The sequence below is a fragment of the Clostridium aciditolerans genome, assembly GCF_016316925.1.
Taxonomy (GTDB): Bacteria; Bacillota; Clostridia; order Clostridiales; family Clostridiaceae; genus Clostridium_AM; species Clostridium_AM aciditolerans.
In genome coordinates, this window is record NZ_JAEEGB010000008.1 from 112,219 (window position 1) to 132,864 (window position 20,646).

General features: G+C 31.0%; 19 protein-coding genes and 2 riboswitches. Of the genes, 3 read left to right on the plus strand and 16 right to left on the minus strand.

Annotation, left to right across the window (positions count from 1 at the left end; translation table 11 throughout):
- Nucleotides 1-274 precede the first annotated feature (274 nt).
- The 10 genes from I6U51_RS08710 to I6U51_RS08755 all read right to left on the minus strand — a co-directional run bounded on the left by I6U51_RS08710 (nt 275) and on the right by I6U51_RS08755 (nt 10,665).
- Complete coding sequence (locus I6U51_RS08710) at nt 275-1,324, minus strand: hypothetical protein (RefSeq protein WP_211142289.1); 1,050 nt, start codon at nt 1,322-1,324, stop codon at nt 275-277.
- A gap of 14 nt (nt 1,325-1,338) precedes the next feature.
- A complete protein-coding gene (locus I6U51_RS08715; RefSeq protein ID WP_211142290.1) occupies nt 1,339-2,352 on the minus strand; it encodes a phosphodiester glycosidase family protein in 1,014 nt (337 codons plus the stop codon).
- Between the two features lie 310 nt (nt 2,353-2,662).
- Nucleotides 2,663-3,907: a phosphoribosylamine--glycine ligase gene (gene purD / locus I6U51_RS08720; RefSeq protein ID WP_211142291.1), complete on the minus strand. Its 1,245-nt coding sequence runs from the start codon at nt 3,905-3,907 to the stop codon at nt 2,663-2,665.
- Between the two features lie 21 nt (nt 3,908-3,928).
- On the minus strand, nt 3,929-5,428 hold the full coding sequence (purH, locus tag I6U51_RS08725; RefSeq protein ID WP_211142292.1) for a bifunctional phosphoribosylaminoimidazolecarboxamide formyltransferase/IMP cyclohydrolase: 1,500 nt from the start codon (nt 5,426-5,428) through the stop codon (nt 3,929-3,931).
- A 15-nt stretch (nt 5,429-5,443) separates the two neighbouring features.
- Complete coding sequence (gene purN / locus I6U51_RS08730; protein WP_211142293.1) at nt 5,444-6,055, minus strand: phosphoribosylglycinamide formyltransferase; 612 nt, start codon at nt 6,053-6,055, stop codon at nt 5,444-5,446.
- On the minus strand, nt 6,043-7,038 hold the full coding sequence (purM, locus tag I6U51_RS08735) for a phosphoribosylformylglycinamidine cyclo-ligase (RefSeq protein WP_211142294.1): 996 nt from the start codon (nt 7,036-7,038) through the stop codon (nt 6,043-6,045). Before purM ends, purN begins: the two co-directional genes overlap by 13 nt.
- Nucleotides 7,039-7,056: 18 nt before the next feature.
- Entirely contained in the window at nt 7,057-8,496 is a 1,440-nt protein-coding gene (gene purF / locus I6U51_RS08740; protein WP_211142295.1) for an amidophosphoribosyltransferase, read from the minus strand.
- 48 nt (nt 8,497-8,544) lie between these two features.
- Nucleotides 8,545-9,252 carry a phosphoribosylaminoimidazolesuccinocarboxamide synthase gene (gene purC / locus I6U51_RS08745; RefSeq protein WP_211142296.1) on the minus strand — a complete coding sequence of 236 codons (708 nt, stop codon included), beginning with the start codon at nt 9,250-9,252 and terminating at the stop codon, nt 8,545-8,547.
- 1 nt (nt 9,253) lies between these two features.
- Nucleotides 9,254-9,733, minus strand: coding sequence for a 5-(carboxyamino)imidazole ribonucleotide mutase (purE, locus tag I6U51_RS08750; RefSeq protein WP_211142297.1), 480 nt, complete (start codon nt 9,731-9,733; stop codon nt 9,254-9,256).
- Between the two features lie 122 nt (nt 9,734-9,855).
- Nucleotides 9,856-9,959, minus strand: a riboswitch (purine riboswitch).
- A gap of 337 nt (nt 9,960-10,296) precedes the next feature.
- Nucleotides 10,297-10,665, minus strand: coding sequence for a four helix bundle protein (locus I6U51_RS08755; protein ID WP_211142298.1), 369 nt, complete (start codon nt 10,663-10,665; stop codon nt 10,297-10,299).
- A 292-nt stretch (nt 10,666-10,957) separates the two neighbouring features.
- Here I6U51_RS08755 and I6U51_RS08760 point away from each other — a divergent pair, with 292 nt between their 5' ends.
- Both I6U51_RS08760 and I6U51_RS08765 read left to right on the plus strand, forming a co-directional pair.
- Nucleotides 10,958-11,272: a hypothetical protein gene (locus tag I6U51_RS08760; RefSeq protein ID WP_211142299.1), complete on the plus strand. Its 315-nt coding sequence runs from the start codon at nt 10,958-10,960 to the stop codon at nt 11,270-11,272.
- 15 nt (nt 11,273-11,287) lie between these two features.
- Complete coding sequence (locus tag I6U51_RS08765; protein WP_211142300.1) at nt 11,288-11,866, plus strand: GDSL-type esterase/lipase family protein; 579 nt, start codon at nt 11,288-11,290, stop codon at nt 11,864-11,866.
- A gap of 307 nt (nt 11,867-12,173) precedes the next feature.
- On the opposite strand, the gene I6U51_RS08770 is transcribed toward I6U51_RS08765, so the two are convergent.
- From I6U51_RS08770 to I6U51_RS08790, 5 genes are all read right to left on the minus strand, one after another.
- A complete protein-coding gene (locus tag I6U51_RS08770; RefSeq protein WP_211142301.1) occupies nt 12,174-12,419 on the minus strand; it encodes a hypothetical protein in 246 nt (81 codons plus the stop codon).
- Nucleotides 12,420-12,568: 149 nt separating this feature from the next.
- Complete coding sequence (locus tag I6U51_RS08775; protein ID WP_211142302.1) at nt 12,569-13,162, minus strand: YdcF family protein; 594 nt, start codon at nt 13,160-13,162, stop codon at nt 12,569-12,571.
- 126 nt (nt 13,163-13,288) lie between these two features.
- The gene (locus I6U51_RS08780) at nt 13,289-14,725 is read right to left on the minus strand and encodes an NCS2 family permease (protein WP_211142303.1); all 1,437 of its coding nucleotides are present in this window, start codon (nt 14,723-14,725) and stop codon (nt 13,289-13,291) included.
- Between the two features lie 80 nt (nt 14,726-14,805).
- A riboswitch (purine riboswitch) is annotated at nt 14,806-14,906 on the minus strand.
- Between the two features lie 1,007 nt (nt 14,907-15,913).
- Nucleotides 15,914-17,680: a TaqI-like C-terminal specificity domain-containing protein gene (locus tag I6U51_RS08785; RefSeq protein ID WP_211142304.1), complete on the minus strand. Its 1,767-nt coding sequence runs from the start codon at nt 17,678-17,680 to the stop codon at nt 15,914-15,916.
- A gap of 40 nt (nt 17,681-17,720) precedes the next feature.
- Nucleotides 17,721-18,872: a metallophosphoesterase gene (locus tag I6U51_RS08790; RefSeq protein ID WP_211142305.1), complete on the minus strand. Its 1,152-nt coding sequence runs from the start codon at nt 18,870-18,872 to the stop codon at nt 17,721-17,723.
- A gap of 114 nt (nt 18,873-18,986) precedes the next feature.
- Here I6U51_RS08790 and I6U51_RS08795 point away from each other — a divergent pair, with 114 nt between their 5' ends.
- Nucleotides 18,987-19,124, plus strand: coding sequence for a hypothetical protein (locus I6U51_RS08795; protein WP_211142306.1), 138 nt, complete (start codon nt 18,987-18,989; stop codon nt 19,122-19,124).
- 117 nt (nt 19,125-19,241) lie between these two features.
- Here the strand turns inward: I6U51_RS08795 and I6U51_RS08800 are convergent, their stop codons facing one another.
- On the minus strand, nt 19,242-20,627 hold the full coding sequence (locus I6U51_RS08800) for an MATE family efflux transporter (protein WP_211142307.1): 1,386 nt from the start codon (nt 20,625-20,627) through the stop codon (nt 19,242-19,244).
- Nucleotides 20,628-20,646: the final 19 nt, after the last annotated feature.

A 20,646-nucleotide genomic window follows, 5' to 3' on the forward strand; every position in this document is an offset into this window, starting at 1 on the left:
ATCAACACTTTGAAGACTATACTGATTTTTTTTTGCAAAAATTTTTTAAAATTTTTATTAATTTTGTATTAACTACCTCTTTTATTTGAATAATTATTGTTAGCAAAAATTTATAATTATTCATTTTATATAATAATCTATATTTTCTAAATGTTTAAAATATTCCTTAAATCAATGTTAATTTTTTATTTAATGAGAAAAATAAGGAGTAGCTGCATGTATTTCTGCATTTCTACTCCTATGTTCCTCATTTATATATATGCTGCTAAATCATTTAAAATGTGCTTCCTAGTAATTTATTATTGTCTATAGATATAACACCTAAATTATATATTTGTACTAATTTTCCCTTGTATTCAGTTTCTTTTCCTGTACCAAGCTCTGTAACTACAGCTTTTGAAGGATTATTAACAAATATTCTTCCATCCCTAGCTATATATATGTTGCTCTTATCAACTGATTCAGGTAAAGTCATAGTTTTCATATTATCCTTCGTTTTCTTTAGGTTAATGATAAATATTTTTTTAACTTTTCCATTCTGGCCGTTTCCAATATAAATTTGATCTTCAGCATCTGTATTTAAAAGATAATGAGTAGCATTTTCTCCTGTAGCAATAGGATTTTTTAAGCCTATTCCTCTTATTCTATTATAGGTTGTATCCTCGTAAATTAGTCTATCCTCTTTATTTTGTGCAGCTATTTTGCCCAACTTACAATTAGGATATTTAGTTTCTTCAACTTGAGCCATTACATTTATACGATACAACCTGCTTCTTACTCCTTCTTTTCCAACTTTAACATATGTTACATTTGTAGCACTAGATATAGCCATATCTAGTACTTCATATTTATCATCAGGTAAAGATATCTTCATTTCTTTATTATTTTCATTACTTAAAAAACTTTTAGCATCTTTTTTTGCATTGTAAGATTCAAATTTTAAATGATTTGCATCAAAGCCTCCCGTATACTTCTCTGCTATTAACATTATATCTCTATCCGGAAGCCACTTATATGAAGAAAACTCTGCACCATTTTCGAATTTCAGTTCTTTCTTCTTATTGTTTGATGTATCAACTACATATAATACATCATTATCATAATAAGAAATGTAATTGCCATTATAAGAAACTCCAACATTTTTAGCACTTTCCGGAATTTTTACGTTAATTTTATTTGGACCTTTCTTCGAAATGATATCAACTTTTTTAGCATTAAAATTAGTTTCATCACTTAAATAAAATTTATCAACATATAGGAGACCAATCAATTCTAATGTTATAGGAATTAAACTCCATATAATTAATCTTTTTAGTACTTTCATCATTGCACTCTCCTCTAAGGTTTTACATATATTGCCGTAGCAACAGTTCTTTCGCCATTCCAGTCACATGGATCATTTATAACCTCTCCATCTAAATACATAGTTGACGAGGAACCTCCATCAAGGTTACTAGCGTTAACTGCACCTTGTTGTATGAGTATGTTTTGCACCTCTTTTAAAGAAGCACCAGGTTTTAATCCTTTTCTACCGTCAATAACTAGCATTATTACAGTTCCATCCTGTTTTTGCCCTATAGCTGTTCTAGGATTTAATCCTTCGTCATCAACAGCCACAGGTTTACTATTTATTACAAGAGTATTTCTAAAAGAAACAGCCTCTACTACACCTTCTTTTCTCAAATCACTTACAGTGTGATCTCCGACAATTAACTTCCCATCCTTTGTAAATGCGGTTACATTTACTCTCTCATTGTCCTTAATGTCACTATAAACTACTTTCCCATCAGATATAACAACCCCTTCTGGATAAGCTCCTGTACCAGACCATAACTTACCATTATTAGGAGACCTATCAGTAAAGCCTCCGCCATTTACAGCAGCTACAGCATTATTTGCCGCTGCTATTTCACTAGTTCTCTGACCCACTTCTCCAATTTTATTTGTGTACCCTATTTTCATTCTCGTAGGGTCTTTAATTTCAAGTATATACCCATCAAACTTTTTAGTATGAATGTCATATCTTTCTATGCCCTTATCACTTGCATGACTAACCTGAATCGTATTCAAGTTTTCCGACTCACTTCCACTTACTCTACCAGATTGATCACCCTTTATTAGCTTACTTATTTCGTCCTTTGATAAAAAAGTAGTAGCAATATATTGATGACTAAAGGTTGCCATAGCAGTACCTACTATAGTCTTTTTAACATTTTGAAAGGGTCCGTAAAAAACCAGCAATGGTGTTGTAACAGCCGCTACTATAAGTTCATAAATTATAAAGGTTATAAGCACTTTTGCAGAAAATTTCTTCCTTTTTTTAGCCCTAGTACTTTTTTCTTCTTTTTTCATATTTACCTCCAAACATAATAGGTATTTTGCATATAGAAAGTTATACATTAAGGCATCTTCAAAAAATAACAAAGTTATTTTTTGAAGAGCCTTGATATTCTCAAAATTAATAAAACATACATAACACATTTTACTATTATTTTAGTTTTTTTTCTACCACATAGTTTTGAACAAGATTTAAATTTTACTATTTCATTATACGTAAAATTACTTAATTTTACAATATTGTAATATTAAACATAAATATAGAGCGCATATTGCTTCCACAATACACGCTCTATAAACATACTTCTAAATTTAGATTTAAATTCTATAGTTTACCTATATCATTTCTATAATAAATTCCTTCAAAACTTATATTCTTCAAATCTTTATATGCTTTATCTATAGCTTCATCTACAGTATTTCCTAATGCTTCAGTACATAGAACCCTGCCTCCATTAGTTTTCAAAATACCATCTTCATATTTAACACCAGCTGCAAAAACTCTATTTGCTTTGTTTATACCTATAATCTCTATACCAGTGTTATATTTTCCTGGATATCCCTGAGATGCTGCAACAACACAACAGGATGCACCATTATTCCAGCATAATTCAAACTGTGATAATTTTTTATTAATAGCAGCATATATGAGCTCTACTAAATCACTATTCATAAGAGGCAAAACAGCTTGAGTTTCAGGGTCTCCGAATCTCATATTATACTCAAGTAAATATGGGCCTTTTTTAGTTATCATAATCCCAAAGAATATTATACCTGCAAAATCTAAACCTTCTTCTTTAAGACCTTTTAAGGTAGGCTCCATTACATCCTTTTTAAATGCTTCTAATACCTCTTCTGTGCAATATGGATTTGGGCATATAGCCCCCATTCCTCCTGTGTTAGGTCCCTTTCCACCATCATAAATTTGCTTATGATCCTTTGCCGAAACAAAAGGGATTATTGTTTCTCCATCTGTTATAGAGAGAATCGAAGCTTCTGGTCCTTCCAAAAACTCTTCAATAACTAGTTTTTTCCCTGAACCTTTAAAAATATCTTTAACCATAAACTCTATTACAGTATTTTCCGCCTGTTCATAGTTTTCACATATAACTACACCTTTGCCAGCTGCTAATCCATCTGCTTTTATTACTATAGGATACTCACAAGCCTTGAGGAACTTTAAAGCCTCATCTTTATCTTCGAAAACCTCATATGCCGCCGTTTTTACATTATACTTTTTCATAAAGGCTTTAGCATAGGCCTTACTGCCTTCAAGGAGAGCAGCATCAGCCGAGGGTCCAAAAATCTTTAAGCCTAAAGCTTTAAATTTATCTACAATACCCTCCGTAAGAGGAACTTCAGGTCCTACAATAGTAAGTTCAATATTATTTCCTTTTGCAAAGTTTGCAAGTCTATTTATATCTTCTATATTTACATTTTCACACTTTTCCTCTATAGCTGTTCCGCCATTTCCTGGTGCACAATAAACTTTCTTTACAGAATTATTTTGAGCTACCTTCCATGCAATAGCATGTTCACGTCCACCAGAACCAACTATTAGTATGTTCATACATTACACCTCTTATCTCTTTTAATGTTTAAAGTGTCTCATGCCAGTGAACACCATAGATATTCCACTTTTGTTACATTCCTCTATAGACTGAGCATCTCTTATAGATCCACCTGGCTGAATTATAGATTTTATACCGTACTTAGCTGCTTCTTGTACTACATCTTCAAATGGAAAGAAAGCATCTGACGCAAGTACTACACCGTCGCCAGCTCTATCAAGAGCATGACAAGCTGCCCATATTCTATTAACCTGTCCGCCACCAATTCCTTTAGCCATTCCATCTTTTACAACAACAATAGCATTGGATTTTACATATTTACATACTTTCATTCCAAATAATAAATCATTCATCTCCTGATCTGTTGGAGCCTTTTCTGTTACTACTTTTGTTTCGTTAACTAATTTATCATCAGCTGATTGTACAAGTATTCCTCCATCAACCTTAGTAATTTCTGCTTTATTTTCAGGTTTTACATCACATTTAATAACCCTTAAATTCTTCTTAGATCTTAAAATTTCCAAAGCCTCTTCCTTGAAGTCTGGAGCAATCACTATTTCTAGAAAAATTTTAACCATTTCTTCTGCTGTCTTTTTATCAATCTTTTTGTTTATAGCTACAATGCCGCCAAAAATTGAAGTAGTATCGCACTGATAAGCTTTAATATATGAATCATAAACACTATTTCCAACTGCTACTCCGCATGGTGTATTATGCTTTACCGCACAGCAAGCAGTTTCTTCAAACTCGCTTACTACCTTCCAAGCAACATCCATATCCTTTATATTGTTGTAGGAAAGCTCTTTTCCATTTAATTGTTCAAAATCTTTCATAGAGCCCTTTTCTACAGTAGATGTATAATAAGCTGCACTTTGATGCGGATTTTCCCCATATCTCAAGTTCATGGATTTTTTATAAGAAAGAGTTAAGTACTCTGGATATTCTTCTTCTAGTAAGAAATTACTTATAGCTCCATCATAAGCTGACATGAGATTAAATACTTTTCCCGCTAGTTTTCTTCTTGTTTTAAAATCTACATCTCCATTTTCTTCTATCTGAGTTATAACATCGCTGTAATCATTGACATCCGTAAGCACAATAACATCTTGAAAATTTTTAGCAGCTGCTCTTATCATCGTAGGGCCACCAATATCTATAAACTCAACTTTTTCTTCAAAGCTTAAATCTTCTTTAACTTTATCGAAGAAAGGATATAAATTTACTACGACAACATCAATTGGCTTTATTCCCTTTTTCTCTATAGTTTCCATATGCTTCACGTTATCTCTTATAGCTAAAATCCCTCCATGAATAAAAGGGTGAAGTGTTTTAACTCTTCCGTCTAGTATCTCCTCAAAACCAGTTACATCTGAAACCTCTGTAACTTCTATACCGTTATCCTTTAAGTATTTAAAGGTTCCACCAGTAGAAAGTATTTCTACACCTTTCTTTATTAAAAAATTGGCTAACTCTAATACGCCATCTTTATTAAAAACACTTATAAGAGCGCGATTTAACATTTTGCATACCTCCAACTATTTTATAATTACTTTTCTTCCATTAACCTTTATTCTTCCATCGCATATAAGTTTTATAGCTTCTGGAAGAGCTTTATGTTCCTGTTCTAATATCCTTTTCTGTAAAAGCTCAGCAGTATCTTCTCCATATACTGGTACAGTTTTTTGCAATATAATCGGACCAGTATCTGTTCCATTATCTACAAAATGTACAGTACATCCTGAAACCTTAACTCCATGCTCTACAGCACTCTCATGTACTTTGATACCATACATACCATCACCACAAAATGCAGGTATTAAAGATGGATGAATATTAATTATTTTATTTTCAAATTTTGAAATTAAGTCGCCTTTAAGTATAGATAACCATCCTGCACAAACTATAAGATCTACTTTATCACAAAGAAGCTTAAGTATTTCATCAGAAACTCTGCCTTTGTGTATTTTTCTATCAATAACATAAGCTTTTATATCATTTGTCACAGCTCTTTCAAGTGCGTATACTTCTTTCCTATCACTTATAACAGATTCAATACTACAGTTTGATAAATACCCGCTTTTAATAGCATCTATAATCGATTGAAGGTTTGTTCCTCCACCAGATACAAGGACAGCTATTTTAAACATACTTCTTTTTCCCCTTTTTTAACATATCCTATTTTGTATGCCTTCTCACCCATTCTGCCAAGTTCTTCAATAACATTATTTGAATCTTCTTCTTTAACACATAAAACAAATCCTATCCCCATATTGTATGTGTTAAACATATGATTTTCATCCACACCCTTGCTAATAATATACTTAAATATTTCTGGAACTTCAAAACTATCTCTATTTATAACTGCAGTAAAATCATCTTTAAACATCCTTGGTATATTTTCAAAGAATCCACCACCAGTAATGTGTGCCATTCCTCTTATTTCAAACTTTTCTATAAGCTTAAGTACTGGTTTTACATAGATTTTTGTCGGAGTTAATAGCTCCTCTCCTATCTTCTTTCCACCAAAATCCTCTTCCAGATTTGTAATAAGTTTTCTAATAAGTGAGTACCCATTGCTATGAGGCCCACTAGAAGCTATTCCTATAAGTACATCATTTTCTTGAATTTTGCTGCCATCGATAATGCTGTCTTTTTCTACGATTCCAACTGAAAATCCAGCTATATCATATTCTCCTTCTGGATAAAAACCAGGCATTTCTGCGGTTTCGCCTCCAATTAAAGCACATTCAGCTTGAACACATCCATCAGAAACTCCTTTAACTAAGTCTGCAGCAACCTTTGCATCAAGTTTTCCACAAGCTATATAATCAAGAAAGAATATTGGCTTAGCACCATGACACAAAATATCATTTACACACATGGCCACACAATCTATACCAACTGTATCATATTTTTTTGTTTTAAAAGCTATTTCAAGCTTTGTTCCAACTCCATCTGTTCCTGAAACAAGTACAGGATTTTTATATTGACCAAGCTCAAACATGCCTGCAAAACTTCCTAAATTATTTAAAACCCCAGGAATAAATGTTCTTTCTGCATGTCTTTTTATAAGCTTTACTGATTCATAACCCTCTTCTATATTAACTCCTGAATCCTTATAGGTTATCATAGTTTCACCCCTATTCTATTATTCTAAACGTTCTTTTGCCGCTTCCATCGGTGCTGATACAGGATATACACCACTAAAACATCCTAAGCAAAATCCTTTGTTTTCTTCTAAAGACTGTATTAACCCTTCCATGCTTATATATCCTAAACTTTCTGCTCCAATTTCCTGTCTTATTTCTTCTACAGTGGAATTTGCTCCTATAAGTTCACTTCTGTAAGGAGTGTCTATTCCAAAATAGCATGGATATTTTACTATAGGAGAAGAAACTCTAAAATGAACCTCTTTTGCTCCAGCTTTTCTTAAGGTTTCCACTAGTCTTCTACTAGTAGTTCCCCTAACTATAGAATCATCTACAATTACTACTCTCTTACCTTTAACATTTACTTTTAGAGGATTAAGCTTTACAGAAACAGCTCTTTCTCTCATTTCTTGCGAAGGGGTTATAAAAGTTCTTCCAACGTACTTGTTCTTTATAAAACCAATTCCATATGGAATACCAGATGCCGCTGCATAACCTACTGCAGCTGCGATACCTGAATCCGGAACACCTATAACTATATCTGCTTCTGCTGGACTTTCTTCAAATAACTTCTTCCCAGTTCTTACTCTTGATTCATACACGTTTATACCGTCTATTGTGCTATCTGGTCTTGCAAAATATATATATTCAAAAGCACAGGTTTCACATTTTGTTCTTTCTGCAAAATTTATAGATCTAATTCCTTCTTCGTCTATTATAACAATTTCTCCCGGCTCTACATCTCTTACAAAGTCTGCACCAACAGAATCTAATGCACAGCTTTCTGAAGATAATATATAACTATCGTTTATTTTTCCTATGCATAATGGTCTTATTCCATTTGGATCACGGACACCAATAAGTTTATCTTGAGTTAAAATCACTATAGCATAAGAACCCTTTATTGCCTGAATAGCATCAACTGTTGCTTTTTCTATTCCTTTTTTACCGCCTCTTGCTATAAGATTTAAAATTACTTCGGTGTCTATAGCCGTTTGAAAGACACATCCACAGTCCTCTAAAAGCTCTCTTATAATATCTGCATTTACAAGATTTCCATTATGAGCAATAGCAATGGATCCTAATTTATACTTTCCAATTATAGGCTGTGCATTATTAACATGACTAGCTCCTGTAGTTGAATATCTTACATGTCCTATAGCTGATATTCCCTTTAGTTCTTCTAGTACTTTCTGGTTAAAAATATCAGATACTAATCCCATATCCTTGTGTCCATTTAATTCTTTTCCATCGGATACTACAATACCTGCACTCTCCTGCCCTCTATGTTGTAGAGCATATAATCCATAGTAGGTAATAGATGCTACATCTAGATTTTCCTTAGAAAAAATACCAAACACTCCACATTCATCTTTAAACTTGTCCTCTTCAAAATCTAAGGATAAAGGAGCATTAAAATTTTCTGTTAGGTTGCTCATATAACCTTTCCCCTTCTCTTTCTAAATTATTATTTAATATGCCACTTATTAATTTCCACTTATTCTATTAAGTATTTCTATATATGCCTCTTTGACATTTCCTAAATCTCTTCTAAATCTATCTTTATCAAGCTTTTCATTAGTATTTACATCCCAGAATCTACATGTATCTGGTGAAATCTCATCTGCTAAAAGAATTTCTCCATTATATCTTCCAACTTCAATTTTAAAGTCTATTAATTTTATTCCTTGCTTTAAGAAGAACTCCTTTAAGGTATCATTAACCTTTTCTGCTATTTTATATATAAGCTCTAATTCCTCAAAAGTTGCGAGCCCTATTCCAACAGCATGATAGTCATTTATTAAAGGATCTCCTAAATCATCGTTTTTATAGCTTAATTCAAAAACCGTAGTTTTAAGTTCTGTACCTTCTGCTATGCCATATCTTTTAGCCATGCTTCCAGCTGCCACATTTCTAACTATAACTTCTAAAGGAATGATTTCAACTTTCTTACAAAGTTGCTCTCTCTCATTTAATTTTCTTTCAAAGTGGCTTTTTACACCATTTTTCTCTAATAACTCAAATAACATTGAAGTTATTGCATTATTTAATGTTCCTTTATCTTCTATTTGCCCCTTCTTTTCTCCGTTAAAAGCAGTAGCATCATCCTTATAGTAAACTATTACTTTATTTGCATCATCTGTAGCATAAATTTTCTTTGCTTTTCCTTCGTATAACATTTCTCTTTTTTCCATTTTAAAATTCAACCCCTTCTTCATTTTCTTTAATAAATTTTTCTTTCATGTTCTTTCTATATTCTTTTAATTTATTTTTAATTTCTGGATATTTTAATGATAAGATTTGAACCGCAAGCATACCAGCATTATAACTATTGTTTATGCCTACAGTAGCTACCGGAATAGATTTCGGCATTTGAACTATTGATAAGAGAGAATCCATGCCATTAACTGCAGCATTAATTGGAACCCCTATAACAGGAAGAACAGTGTGGGAAGCTATAACTCCTGGAAGGTGAGCTGCAAGTCCTGCCCCAGCTATTATACATTCGCATCCACCCTCTTCAACTTTTTCTATTGTTTCCATAAGCTTTTCAGGTACTCTGTGCGCTGATAGTATGTAAGCCTTATATTCTATATTAAACTCCTTTAAAACACTCGCTGCACCCTTCATTTTTTCAGTATCAGATTTACTACCAAAAATAATAGCAACTTTCATGGAAAATCCTCCTTGTAATTTAAATAAAATAAAAGTTTCGCTAGAATTCCTCGGGGAATCCAGTAGCGAAACTTTACGCTTGCTAAATATTAATCCAAATCACTAGGATTAATAAATATCACTGCAATACTAGATTCACCCATAGAGACAGGAAATTTAAGGTTTCCTCGTAGAGACTCCTGAACCATATTATCAGGATTATACGGATGACTTTTTATTATCTTGTATATTCATGTTAACATAGCATTTTTAAAAAATCAATATATTTATATTTATTTTTAATTAAACATTCGTCATTAACGAAGACTTATTGCAATTTTAACGTTTTATTATTCGTATCATTACGAACTTTATACAACAATGAACTTTCACTAACAAATTTTCACAATATACAGACCCTCATTCATAAAGTAAAAATTTTGCGACGCAATATTTTCAGAGGACAGAGGACAATTGACAGAGGACAGTGACTGTTGCTTTTCTTCCGTTACACTACGGAAAACCTTTAAGTTATATTTCAGCAATAGGCGGCTTTGTCGTAAGCCGTTAGGCCGTGTCAATTGTCAATCCTCTATGATTTTTAAATTTTTCTTTGTGGTTTTAACAATAGAATTTAAGATTTTATTTAGTTCTTTACATTTAACAATCAATTTCTCTGATGCGTTAGCATCAATATATTTATTAGCAATTAAAAGTTCTAACCAATACTCTGTTTCAGATGCTTCTTTAAGAGCTATATTCATCTTATTTAAAAAATCTCTTCTACTTTGAGCTTCTAGCCCTTCTTTTACGTTTGCTCCTATACTTGTTCCTGATCTAAGAATTTGTTTTGAAATAATGTATTCCTTCGTTTCTTCAACTAAATATTTATATAAGTTAACAATTTCTTTTGCAAAAACAAAGGCTTTTTTATAAATTAAGTTTTCTTTCAATCTTTAACCTCCTAAATTTATCAATCCATCTAAAATATTAGACTTATTCATATAAATTTATTCAGTTTTTAAAAATGTGAAATCTAGATTTATAAATTAAAGATTTTTCGTAGTGTAACGTAGAAAAATCCTCCTTCACTGTCCTCTGTCAATTGTCCTCTGTCCTCTAATAAAAATTTTGCGTTGCATAATTTTTATTCTGCGAATTGAAGATTAAAGTATAATTGTTTTAGCTGAATTTAAGAATATGTTATAATAATTAATAATTAATTAATGGGAAGGTAATCATAAAATGTTTGAAATCTTAGTTATCATATTATTATTTGGTATAACTATTTTTATGTCAAAAAATAATTTTAAATCAAGATCAGATGAATTGAAGGCAAACCTTAAGGAATTTAATTTAGAAATAAAAAATAAATTTTATTCTATGCCAGAGGATAAACAAAAGGAATTTTTATCTTTGTTAAATCCTGAGTGGAAAGTTAATTTCGAAAGCATACTCAGCAATAACTTCAATTACGCTGCAAACGCTTGGGCATTACAACAACAAATAGCTAAACAGCAAGAATTATTTATAGAGCTTGATAAGTATGCAAACAAGTAATAGGAGGAATGGTTTATGAAGCTTGTATGTATAGGTGACAGTCTAACTTACGGATATGCAATTTTTAGAAAGGATTGTTGGGTAGAGCTCATCAGAAATAAACTAAATATTGATGTCATAAACAGAGGAGTAAATGGAGATACTACCGCAGGTATGCTTTCAAGATCCTATCAAGATATTATACAAAGCACACCTACCCATGTCATTATAATGGGAGGGTCCAATGACTTTATTGCTAACCGCGCTCTGCACTTGGTTCAAGAGAACATAGAGCAACTAGTTAATGAAGCCATCGAGAATAACATTGTTCCAATACTAGGAATCGAGCCTCCTATAGATAAAGTATTAGCACAAAGAAAATGGACTGATGCCGTAGACTATGACCAAATAAATTCTACATTAAGTAACTATAGAAATTGGATTATTGAATTTGCAAAAGAAAATGGTATAAATTATATAGATTTTCACGGCTGCTTCTTAGAAATGCTTAAAGACAAAGATCCGAGAGAAATGTATGTCGATGGATTACACCCAACACCATACGGACACACAATTATGGCAAACTGCGTTATTGAACTTTTAAAAAACATATAGATTTCACAATTTAAAAATTGACTCAAAAGCTTGAAACTCGTAATATAAAAAAATTGCGAAGCATTTTTTTAGAGGACAATTGACAGAGGACAGTGAAGGTGAGTTTTCTTCCTTACATCAGAAAACTAATTTATTTTTTTAGGCTTGTTTTGCTAATGCAAAACACCGCTAATTTATATAAATTAAAGATTTTTCGTAGTGTAGCGGAGAAAAATCCTCCTTCACTGTCCTCTGTCAATTGTCCTCTGTCCTCTGATAAAAATAATACGTCGCAAAATTTTTATGTTCCGAATTGCTGTTACAACACTTATAGCACCTTTCTTAACTGTTCTGCATTATATTCTTTAAGTAATTTATTGTTGGCTTCATCTCTAATAATAAGATCTACTTTACCTTCCTTAATTTTAAGTACTTTTCCTTTAGTTTTTGTTCCTATAACATTTACTGGAGTTTTTAACATAAGCTCTTTTACGTCACTAGAATCACAGTATTCACACTTACCTTCATTTGTTATAACCCTTTTACATTCTGAACAATAATAGAGTCTTTCCATATAATTACCTCCTAGCATGTCATTTAAATTAATAACCATTGAAGCTAATCAGCAGAGCTGAAACTAAGAATTCTGTTCATAACATCTGCTTATTGCTTTTATCGGTACTTAATATATTCTATATTTTACTCAAATTTCCTTTCAGAAAATTAAAATAATTTAAAACATATTAACTGGAGATAAAACTTTATTATAGCTGGAACCTCTCTTAAATAGCCTGTGATTTCATGAGTCTTGTATTCTGTAACAAAAACCCCAGAATAAGAAGCCTTAATATCGCAGTATTTTGCTATTAAAGAAGCTCTTTTTAAATGATATTTATTTGATACCACAACAGCTGTTTTTAGATCTCTTTCTTTCATTATTTTCTTTGAATTTTGTAGATTTTCCATAGTTGTCATAGACTTATCTTCTTCTATGACATTAACCTTATTTACTCCTTTAGATATTAAGTATCTTTTCATAGCCTCAGCTTCAGATATATCTTCCCCGCTACCACGGCCCCCTGAAACAATAATGTAATTTCCATATCCTTCGCTGTATAACTTAGCAGCACGATCTAGCCTCCATGCTAAAAAAGGACTTGGTACCGTTCCATATACCTTGCAGCCTAAAACTATTATACAATCTGATTTTTGTGGCTTAGCAGTTTGACCAAAATAAATTATCGCAGACAATGAAATTAAAATAAACACAACTCCACATATTAATAAAATTTGTAAAAATTTAAATATCTTATTCATATTGAAATCACCCTTACCCCTAATTAAGCAGTCTATATAAACCATTCTATGACTTATATACAAAAGTTGTCAATGTTGAAATAAAAAACTACCTGCGGCATATTTCCGCAGGTAGTTTTTTTATAACTATTCTGGTAATAGTACAAATCTAATTATAAATAACAGTGCTAATATATAAACTATTGGATTAACTTCTTTTCGTTTTCCTGTTACTAATTTTACTATTGGGTAAAAAATTATTCCTGCTGCAATACCATTTGCTATACTGTAGCTAAAAGGCATAATAGCTATTGTAAAGAATGCTGGCAGCGCTTCTGTAAAGTCTTCGAAGTTTATCTTTGTAACAGCACCCATCATTAGCACTCCAACAATTACAAGTGCCGGTGCCGTAGCTTCTGCTGGAACCACTCCTACTAATCCTCCAAAGAATAGTGCTAGTATGAATAGAATTCCTGTTGTAAGAGATGTAAGTCCTGTTCTTCCGCCTTCTGATATACCTGATGTAGATTCTACGTAAGTAACTACTGTACTTGTTCCCATTATAGAACCAAATGTAGTAGCTAAAGCATCTGATAAAAGAGCCTTGTTCATGTTTTTAACTCTTCCATCTTTGTCTAGCATTTTTGCTTTTTGTGCTGTTCCAACTAATGTTCCTATAGTGTCAAATAAATCTACTAAACTGAAAGTTAATACAACCATAACTAAACTTGTGAAAGCTCCCAACATACCTGCTTCACCAAGCTTTAAAAGTCCTTTAAAATCAAAAGCAAAGAAAGTAGGTGCTAATGATGGTGGTGCACTTATTACTTTTATACCAGCAAGATGAGTTATTCCAAAAGGTATTCCTACAATAGTAGTTAATATTATTCCTATAAGTATAGACCCTTTAACCCCTCTTGACATTAGTATTCCTGTTATAACAATTCCTATAAGTGTTACAAGTGCGTGAGGATCTGTAAACTTTCCAAATCCAACTAAGGTTGCTGGATTAGCAACTATTATACCTCCACTTTTAAGCCCTATAAGAGCTATAAAAAGTCCTATACCGCCTGAGATAGCAAGTTTCAGATTATGTGGAAGTGCATCTACTATTTTTTCTCTGATTGACGTTACTGTTATTATTATAAAAAGTATTCCTGATACAAATACTGCCGCTAAGGCTTGCTGCCATGTATAACCTAAAGTTAAACATACGCTATATGTGAAGAATGCATTAAGCCCCATTCCTGGCGCCTGTGCAAATGGTAGGTTAGCATAAAGTGCCATTACTAAAGTACCTATTGCAGCCGCTATACATGTTGCACCAAAAACAGAAGCAACAACTGGGTCATTTATTGCTGAAATCCCAGCTTTAACAGCAGCATCTCCCATAAGTCCCTGTGAGTTCATTCCTGCTTGCATCAATATACTTGGATTAACAAAAATAATATAGGCCATTGTAATAAATGTAGTTATTCCGGCAACTATTTCTGTTTTTACATTAGTGTTATTTTCTGATAGTTTAAAAAATGAGTCTAAAAATGATTTTTTTTCGTCTTCATGTCTAGGCTTTTCCATATACATTGTTTTTCCCTCCAATAAAAAAAGCTCCCAATTCGAATCTTGAGCAAATCCGAATTAGAAACTCTAATAATTAGTATAATAGTTTAAACGGATCCACCCATAGTCAGAGATTTACGGTACTCTGGTAGAGACTCTTGAACCATATTATCAAGATTATACGGACGAATTAATTTATTTCATTTTTATACTTCATATATTAACATCACACAAATATAAAGTCAATATATTTTATAGATTTTTTAATTATAATGTTCTTAACTGTGTTTATCATACAAAGGTATTTCCAGTTAATATTCGTTACAATTCGAACATTCAATAGTTATTTCTAAGTAAATTGTTCAATTTATTGAAACCTATTTGAAGAGCGGTAGTCATCGGATAAATATTAGCTAAAATATAAATTTACTATTTTATTTAAAAATAATAAATATAATAGTATATTTTTTGCAATTTTCAAAAATACTATTGAAAATTTTCAGAAAACAACAATTTGTCATTTTTAAATAATTCATTTTTTCGTTTTAAAATCCTATTAATTATTATAACCCTTGTCGATTTATGTTATTTTTTCCATTAAATTTGTATACTTATGCATTTCCTTTTTTTATTCTTTAGCAAGAATATTATTTTTTTATTGACTTGTATTAGCTTTTTTGCTATTATTTTAATAATAAATAACTTCAATGTCAATTTTTAGTTAAATTTTGTCCTAATATAATCCTTGATCAAATTAACTAAAAATATTTCGAAAAATGAATTTCAAAACGTTAAAATTTCTCAATTTTGATATATGAGGAAGCTACATATAAAATATAAATTGTTTCCTCTAATGATACCCCTTTCACTTCCCCTCCACATGTACAACATGTGGAATTTTTTTTACTAACTTAAGGCATCTTCAAAAAAATAACTAGTCAGTATACTAGTCTATTTTCTTTCAAATACCTAACGTTAAAAAGAGCTATAGAATATTAAAAACAATATTCTATAGCTCTTTTTATTTTATAAACAGAATTCTTGGCTTCAGGTGGAGTTTTAACTCCATCTGAAGCTTAGAAGTCGTTATCCAGGGACATAGCCGCTCTTTACTCCCACTTGAAGAAGATGGGAGCATTAGAGCGGGTAAGTCATCGGATAAAAGTGGTTAAAATTATATATATAAACATAAAGCTTTATCAAATATAGATCTCATGCTCTGATTTTATTAATAATTTTTCTCTCATGTGAATCAATCTTATATAAATTAAATATTTCTGTATTTAGTTGTTCCTCAATTTTACAAATACATTCTGCAGCATCATGTTTAATTGCAATCATTAAGCTATCAATCATTTTTTCTATATCTTTCTGTTTATCTATATTGCATTTTTTAATTGGTATTTTATCTAGATTATACTTTTTAATTTGAGGAGTAGAGTTTAAATTAGTTACTAAAAAGTTTAAGTAGTACCACTGCGCTAATTTAGAATTTAATATAGCTAAAATATACTTGTATAAATATTTATTATCTAATTTTATCAATCCATAAAGGGACTGCTCTATTATATATCCTTTAGTGTCCAGAGCAGCTATTATCTTATTCCCAGTTTTTCTGATGATTATCTTTGATGTGGAGGATAACTTTGATAAATCCTTTGTTCCACCTTTAATATTCTCTGGCAAAAACTCATAATAATATGTTTTTAATATATTATATCTAGCTATATTTTCTCCTTTTAATATTTCTGTCTGGGAATCGCTTACCCGCTCTTTAGTTATCTTCTTTGAATCTCCAATGAAACCAGTGAATGTTGAGCTTATATCTCCTAAATATTCACTTTCTTTTTCAATCTTATTTTTTATAGATCTGTAATTATTGCTATCTTCATATGAAAACTCGTAATTTATATTTTTTAGGTACTCCTTTTGATTAATACAATAGTTCCTTTTATTAAATACATTTATCCTTATCTTATTATCTTGACAGTACTTCTTTTCAGCTATAAAAACCATTGTATCAGTGTTTATATTAGGAAACTTTATTTCAAAAGTTAAATTTAGAAGATTATAATTACTCAATATCTCTTTTCTTACTGACTTATACTGTAAGTTCTTCGCCAATCTATCTGGTATGATAAATCCAATTACCCCTCCATCTTTAATCAATCGGAATGACCTCTTAATAAAATACTCATATAGGTTAGGTAAATAAAAGTTACCATTATATTTATTTATATAATAGTTCACTAGTTTTTCTTCTATATCCCCCTTATGTTTCCTGCTTAGCGAAACCCAAGGAGGATTTCCAATGACATAATCATACTTATTACTCCAAAACTCACATATACTGGTTAACTCTTTTACTTCATTGCAGTTTAGCTCTTTCTTTTTCAAGTTTCCTTCTATATCTATATATTCACACAAAAATGCTTTATCATTCGTTTCTGTTATGCTATCTAAATTGTAATCTTCTTCCCATTTTATTAAGCTATCACAACAAATTATATTAGGCTCAATATAAATGCTGCTCTTAGACTTTGAAGATAAGTTTATTTTAGCTAGTTCGACTGCATTGATATCTATATCTGACCCAAATATACAGTTTTTAATTATATGATAATGAATATTTTTACTACACCAATAATCTTTACCTTTAACTTTTAGTTCACTATTATTTATATATATCACGAATTCATCGTAATAATATTTTTTATTTAGCATAAGAAGACTTTTCAAAAATTTATCCATTAATATATCGTATACCTTAATTAAAAAATAACCACTGCCACAAGAAGGGTCTAATATTTTTACAAAAGGATTTTCAATTATATCAATATTATTCATAGTATTTTCTATAATATAAGTAACAATAAACTCTGGAGTATAGAATCTTCCGTAGTCTTTGCGAACTTTTAAATCTATATGCTTTTCATATTCTTCTCCCATTACAACTGTATTATCATGTTTGCCATCCATACGTATACCTTCCTATAATTAAACCTTATTTTTAATATATCTACTGTCTAAAAGTAACCTCAGTTTTAACAATTTCCGAGCTACTTCCTACTCTTATAGGAGGTCCCCAGGTTCCAAATCCCGAGGTTACAATAATATTAAAGTTATTCTCTTTTAGATATCCCCAGTCTATTTTGAAAATCTTCTTTGTAATTAAATCAGTAGGGAAAAATTGCCCTTTATGAGTGTGACCTGAAAATTGAAGATCTACTCCTGCCTTTTCTGCATCTTCAAGTTTTACCGGCTGATGATCTAAAACCACTATTGGTAACGACTTATCGCACTCTTTAATTAACTGGGAAATATCACTTCTACTTTTACCACTAAACCTCTGGGCTGAAACATCGTCCCTACCAACAACATAAAAACTATCCTGTATCTTCTCCACGTTATCTTTCAAAAGCGTAATATCAGCGTCTTTATATGCTTTTTCTATCTTCTCAATATTCCTGCCTATATACTCATGGTTGCCAAGCACTGCATAAATACCATATTTAGATTTTATCTTTTTAAATGATTCTTCCATATGTTCCTCTATAAAAGGGTTTATATCATCATCTATAATGTCGCCACAAAATAAAACTATATCGGGATTTAGCTTATTAACCTCTTCTACCATTTTATTCAATCTATTTTTTCCTATTATACTTCCTAAATGAATATCAGATATGGTTACAATATTGAGCTTCTTTAAATTCCCTGCATTTTTATTTATTGTTATATCATACTCAACTACCTTAGAATGATTTGCATTATAAGTTCCATATATTAAAATTACAGAAATTATAAAAATTGCTGTTGCATCTAAAATTAATTCTATATCGTAAGTTCCTCTATAATAAGTACCTGCGCCTGTTACTTTAAGTATTAATCTTATTATTATAATAAAGACTGTCATAATTAAAAAATAAAGCAATATTGCCAGCCAATAAGAACCGATTAAGTTAAATATTCTATCAATAGATGTAGGTAGAAACCTTCTCCCCATTCTTCCTATGAAGAATGATGAAACTATTAAAGCGAACAATACCCAGTATAAATATATATTAACAAAAGGCATTAATTGTTTGATGATTTCCCATCCTCTTAACCCAACAAATATATTAGCTGCCGCAAAAATGGACAGAAATAAAATTCCTATTAAATATATCATTTCGACCACCCTCAATTAATAATTTTGCAATCATTATATTTTAACATAAATTATGGAAAAGTATAAAAACTTTTTTAAAGGTTAATCTATAAAATATAGGAAGGAGGACTAACTATGACTCATACCGAAAGTAAAAAAGCTACAAAACCACAAAACAAAAAACTTTCAAAACCAGATATAAAATATGAAGAAGAAATGGAAAAAAGGCAACCGAAAAGTGCTTTGGATATTGATAGAATCAGTAATTCTTAAAAGAAAAACCCCAGAACTTTCTGGGGTTTTTCATATGTTTAACACTTTACGGCGTGCATTAAGTCACTTCTTATAATAAAGTAAAACTTAATTTAAAATGAACTTTCTTTGTTTCAATTATTCTATGCATTCTTTAGGTGATTGTGAACTTAATTCTGATGTATCTTCCAACTTTAATTTCTTTACCTCTAACATTAGAAATATTAAAGTTAAAATTGATGATATAAAGTCTGATATCGGACCTGCCATCCACACACCATTTAATTCAAATATTCCTGGGAGAATTAGCAGCATAGGGATCAAAATTATTACCTGCCTTGAAAGAGCTAAGAACATCGATACTTTTGCCTTTCCTATAGCTTGAAAAAAGTTTGAACTAACAATTTGGAAACCTACTACAGGAAACATTATCATAAATATTTTCATTCCATGTACTGTTATCTGTGTTAACGAAACATCTGACTTATTAAACATTTGAACTAAAAATTCTGGAAAAATATGAACTAGCAGGGTACCAACTGTTGAGATTATCGTAGCAGAAATGGCAGCTAATTTTAACGCCTTCTTCACACGTTCATATTTTTTAGCACCGTAATTAAAACCTATTATAGGCTGAGATCCTTGATTAATACCAAAAATAGGCATCAAAATCATTGTAGCGATACTATTTATTATTCCAAAGGCACCTATTGCTAAATCTCCACCATAGATCCCCAATTTTTTATTTAAAATAACATTAACTAAACTCGCAGCAATCTGCATTGCAAAGGGCGACATTCCTATAGCAAATATGCTTATAACTACTTCTTTTTCTAACTTAAAATTCTCTACTTTGAGCTTTAACAAACTATTTTTTCCTCTAAAATATGAAATTACCCAAATAGTATTAACAGCCTGCGATATAACGGTTGCAGTAGCAGCTCCTTTTATTCCAAAATTAAATATATATATAAATATAAAGTCTAAAACTATATTTAAAATACATCCAATTAACATAGTTGTCATCGCTTTTTTAGGATTTCCCTCTGAACGAATTATATTATTCAATCCAAAGCCTAAATTTTGAAGAACAGCACCAGCTAATATTATAGTTATAAATTCTTTTGCATAAACAATAGTATGACTACTTGCTCCAAAAGCCCTTAGCATAGGGTCCATAAATATCATGCCAAAGAATGTAACTAACAATGAAACTATTATAAGCAATGTGAAAGCATTTCCTAATATCTTTTCTGCCTCATCTTTTTTGTGTTGTCCTAATTTTATTGATATACGAGAAGCCGCTCCAATTCCTACAAGCATTCCAAAACCCATAATTATAATTCCAATAGGAAATGTAAGGCTTACGCCGGAAATTGCCATGGCTCCTACTACTCTTCCTATAAACATTCTATCAATTATAATATATAAAGAATTTACTAGCATTCCAACTATCGCTGGAATAGAAAATTCAAAAAGTAACTTTCCTACACCTTCATTTGCCAGCTTTTTTGAACGATCCATATACTACCTCCTTTTCTTT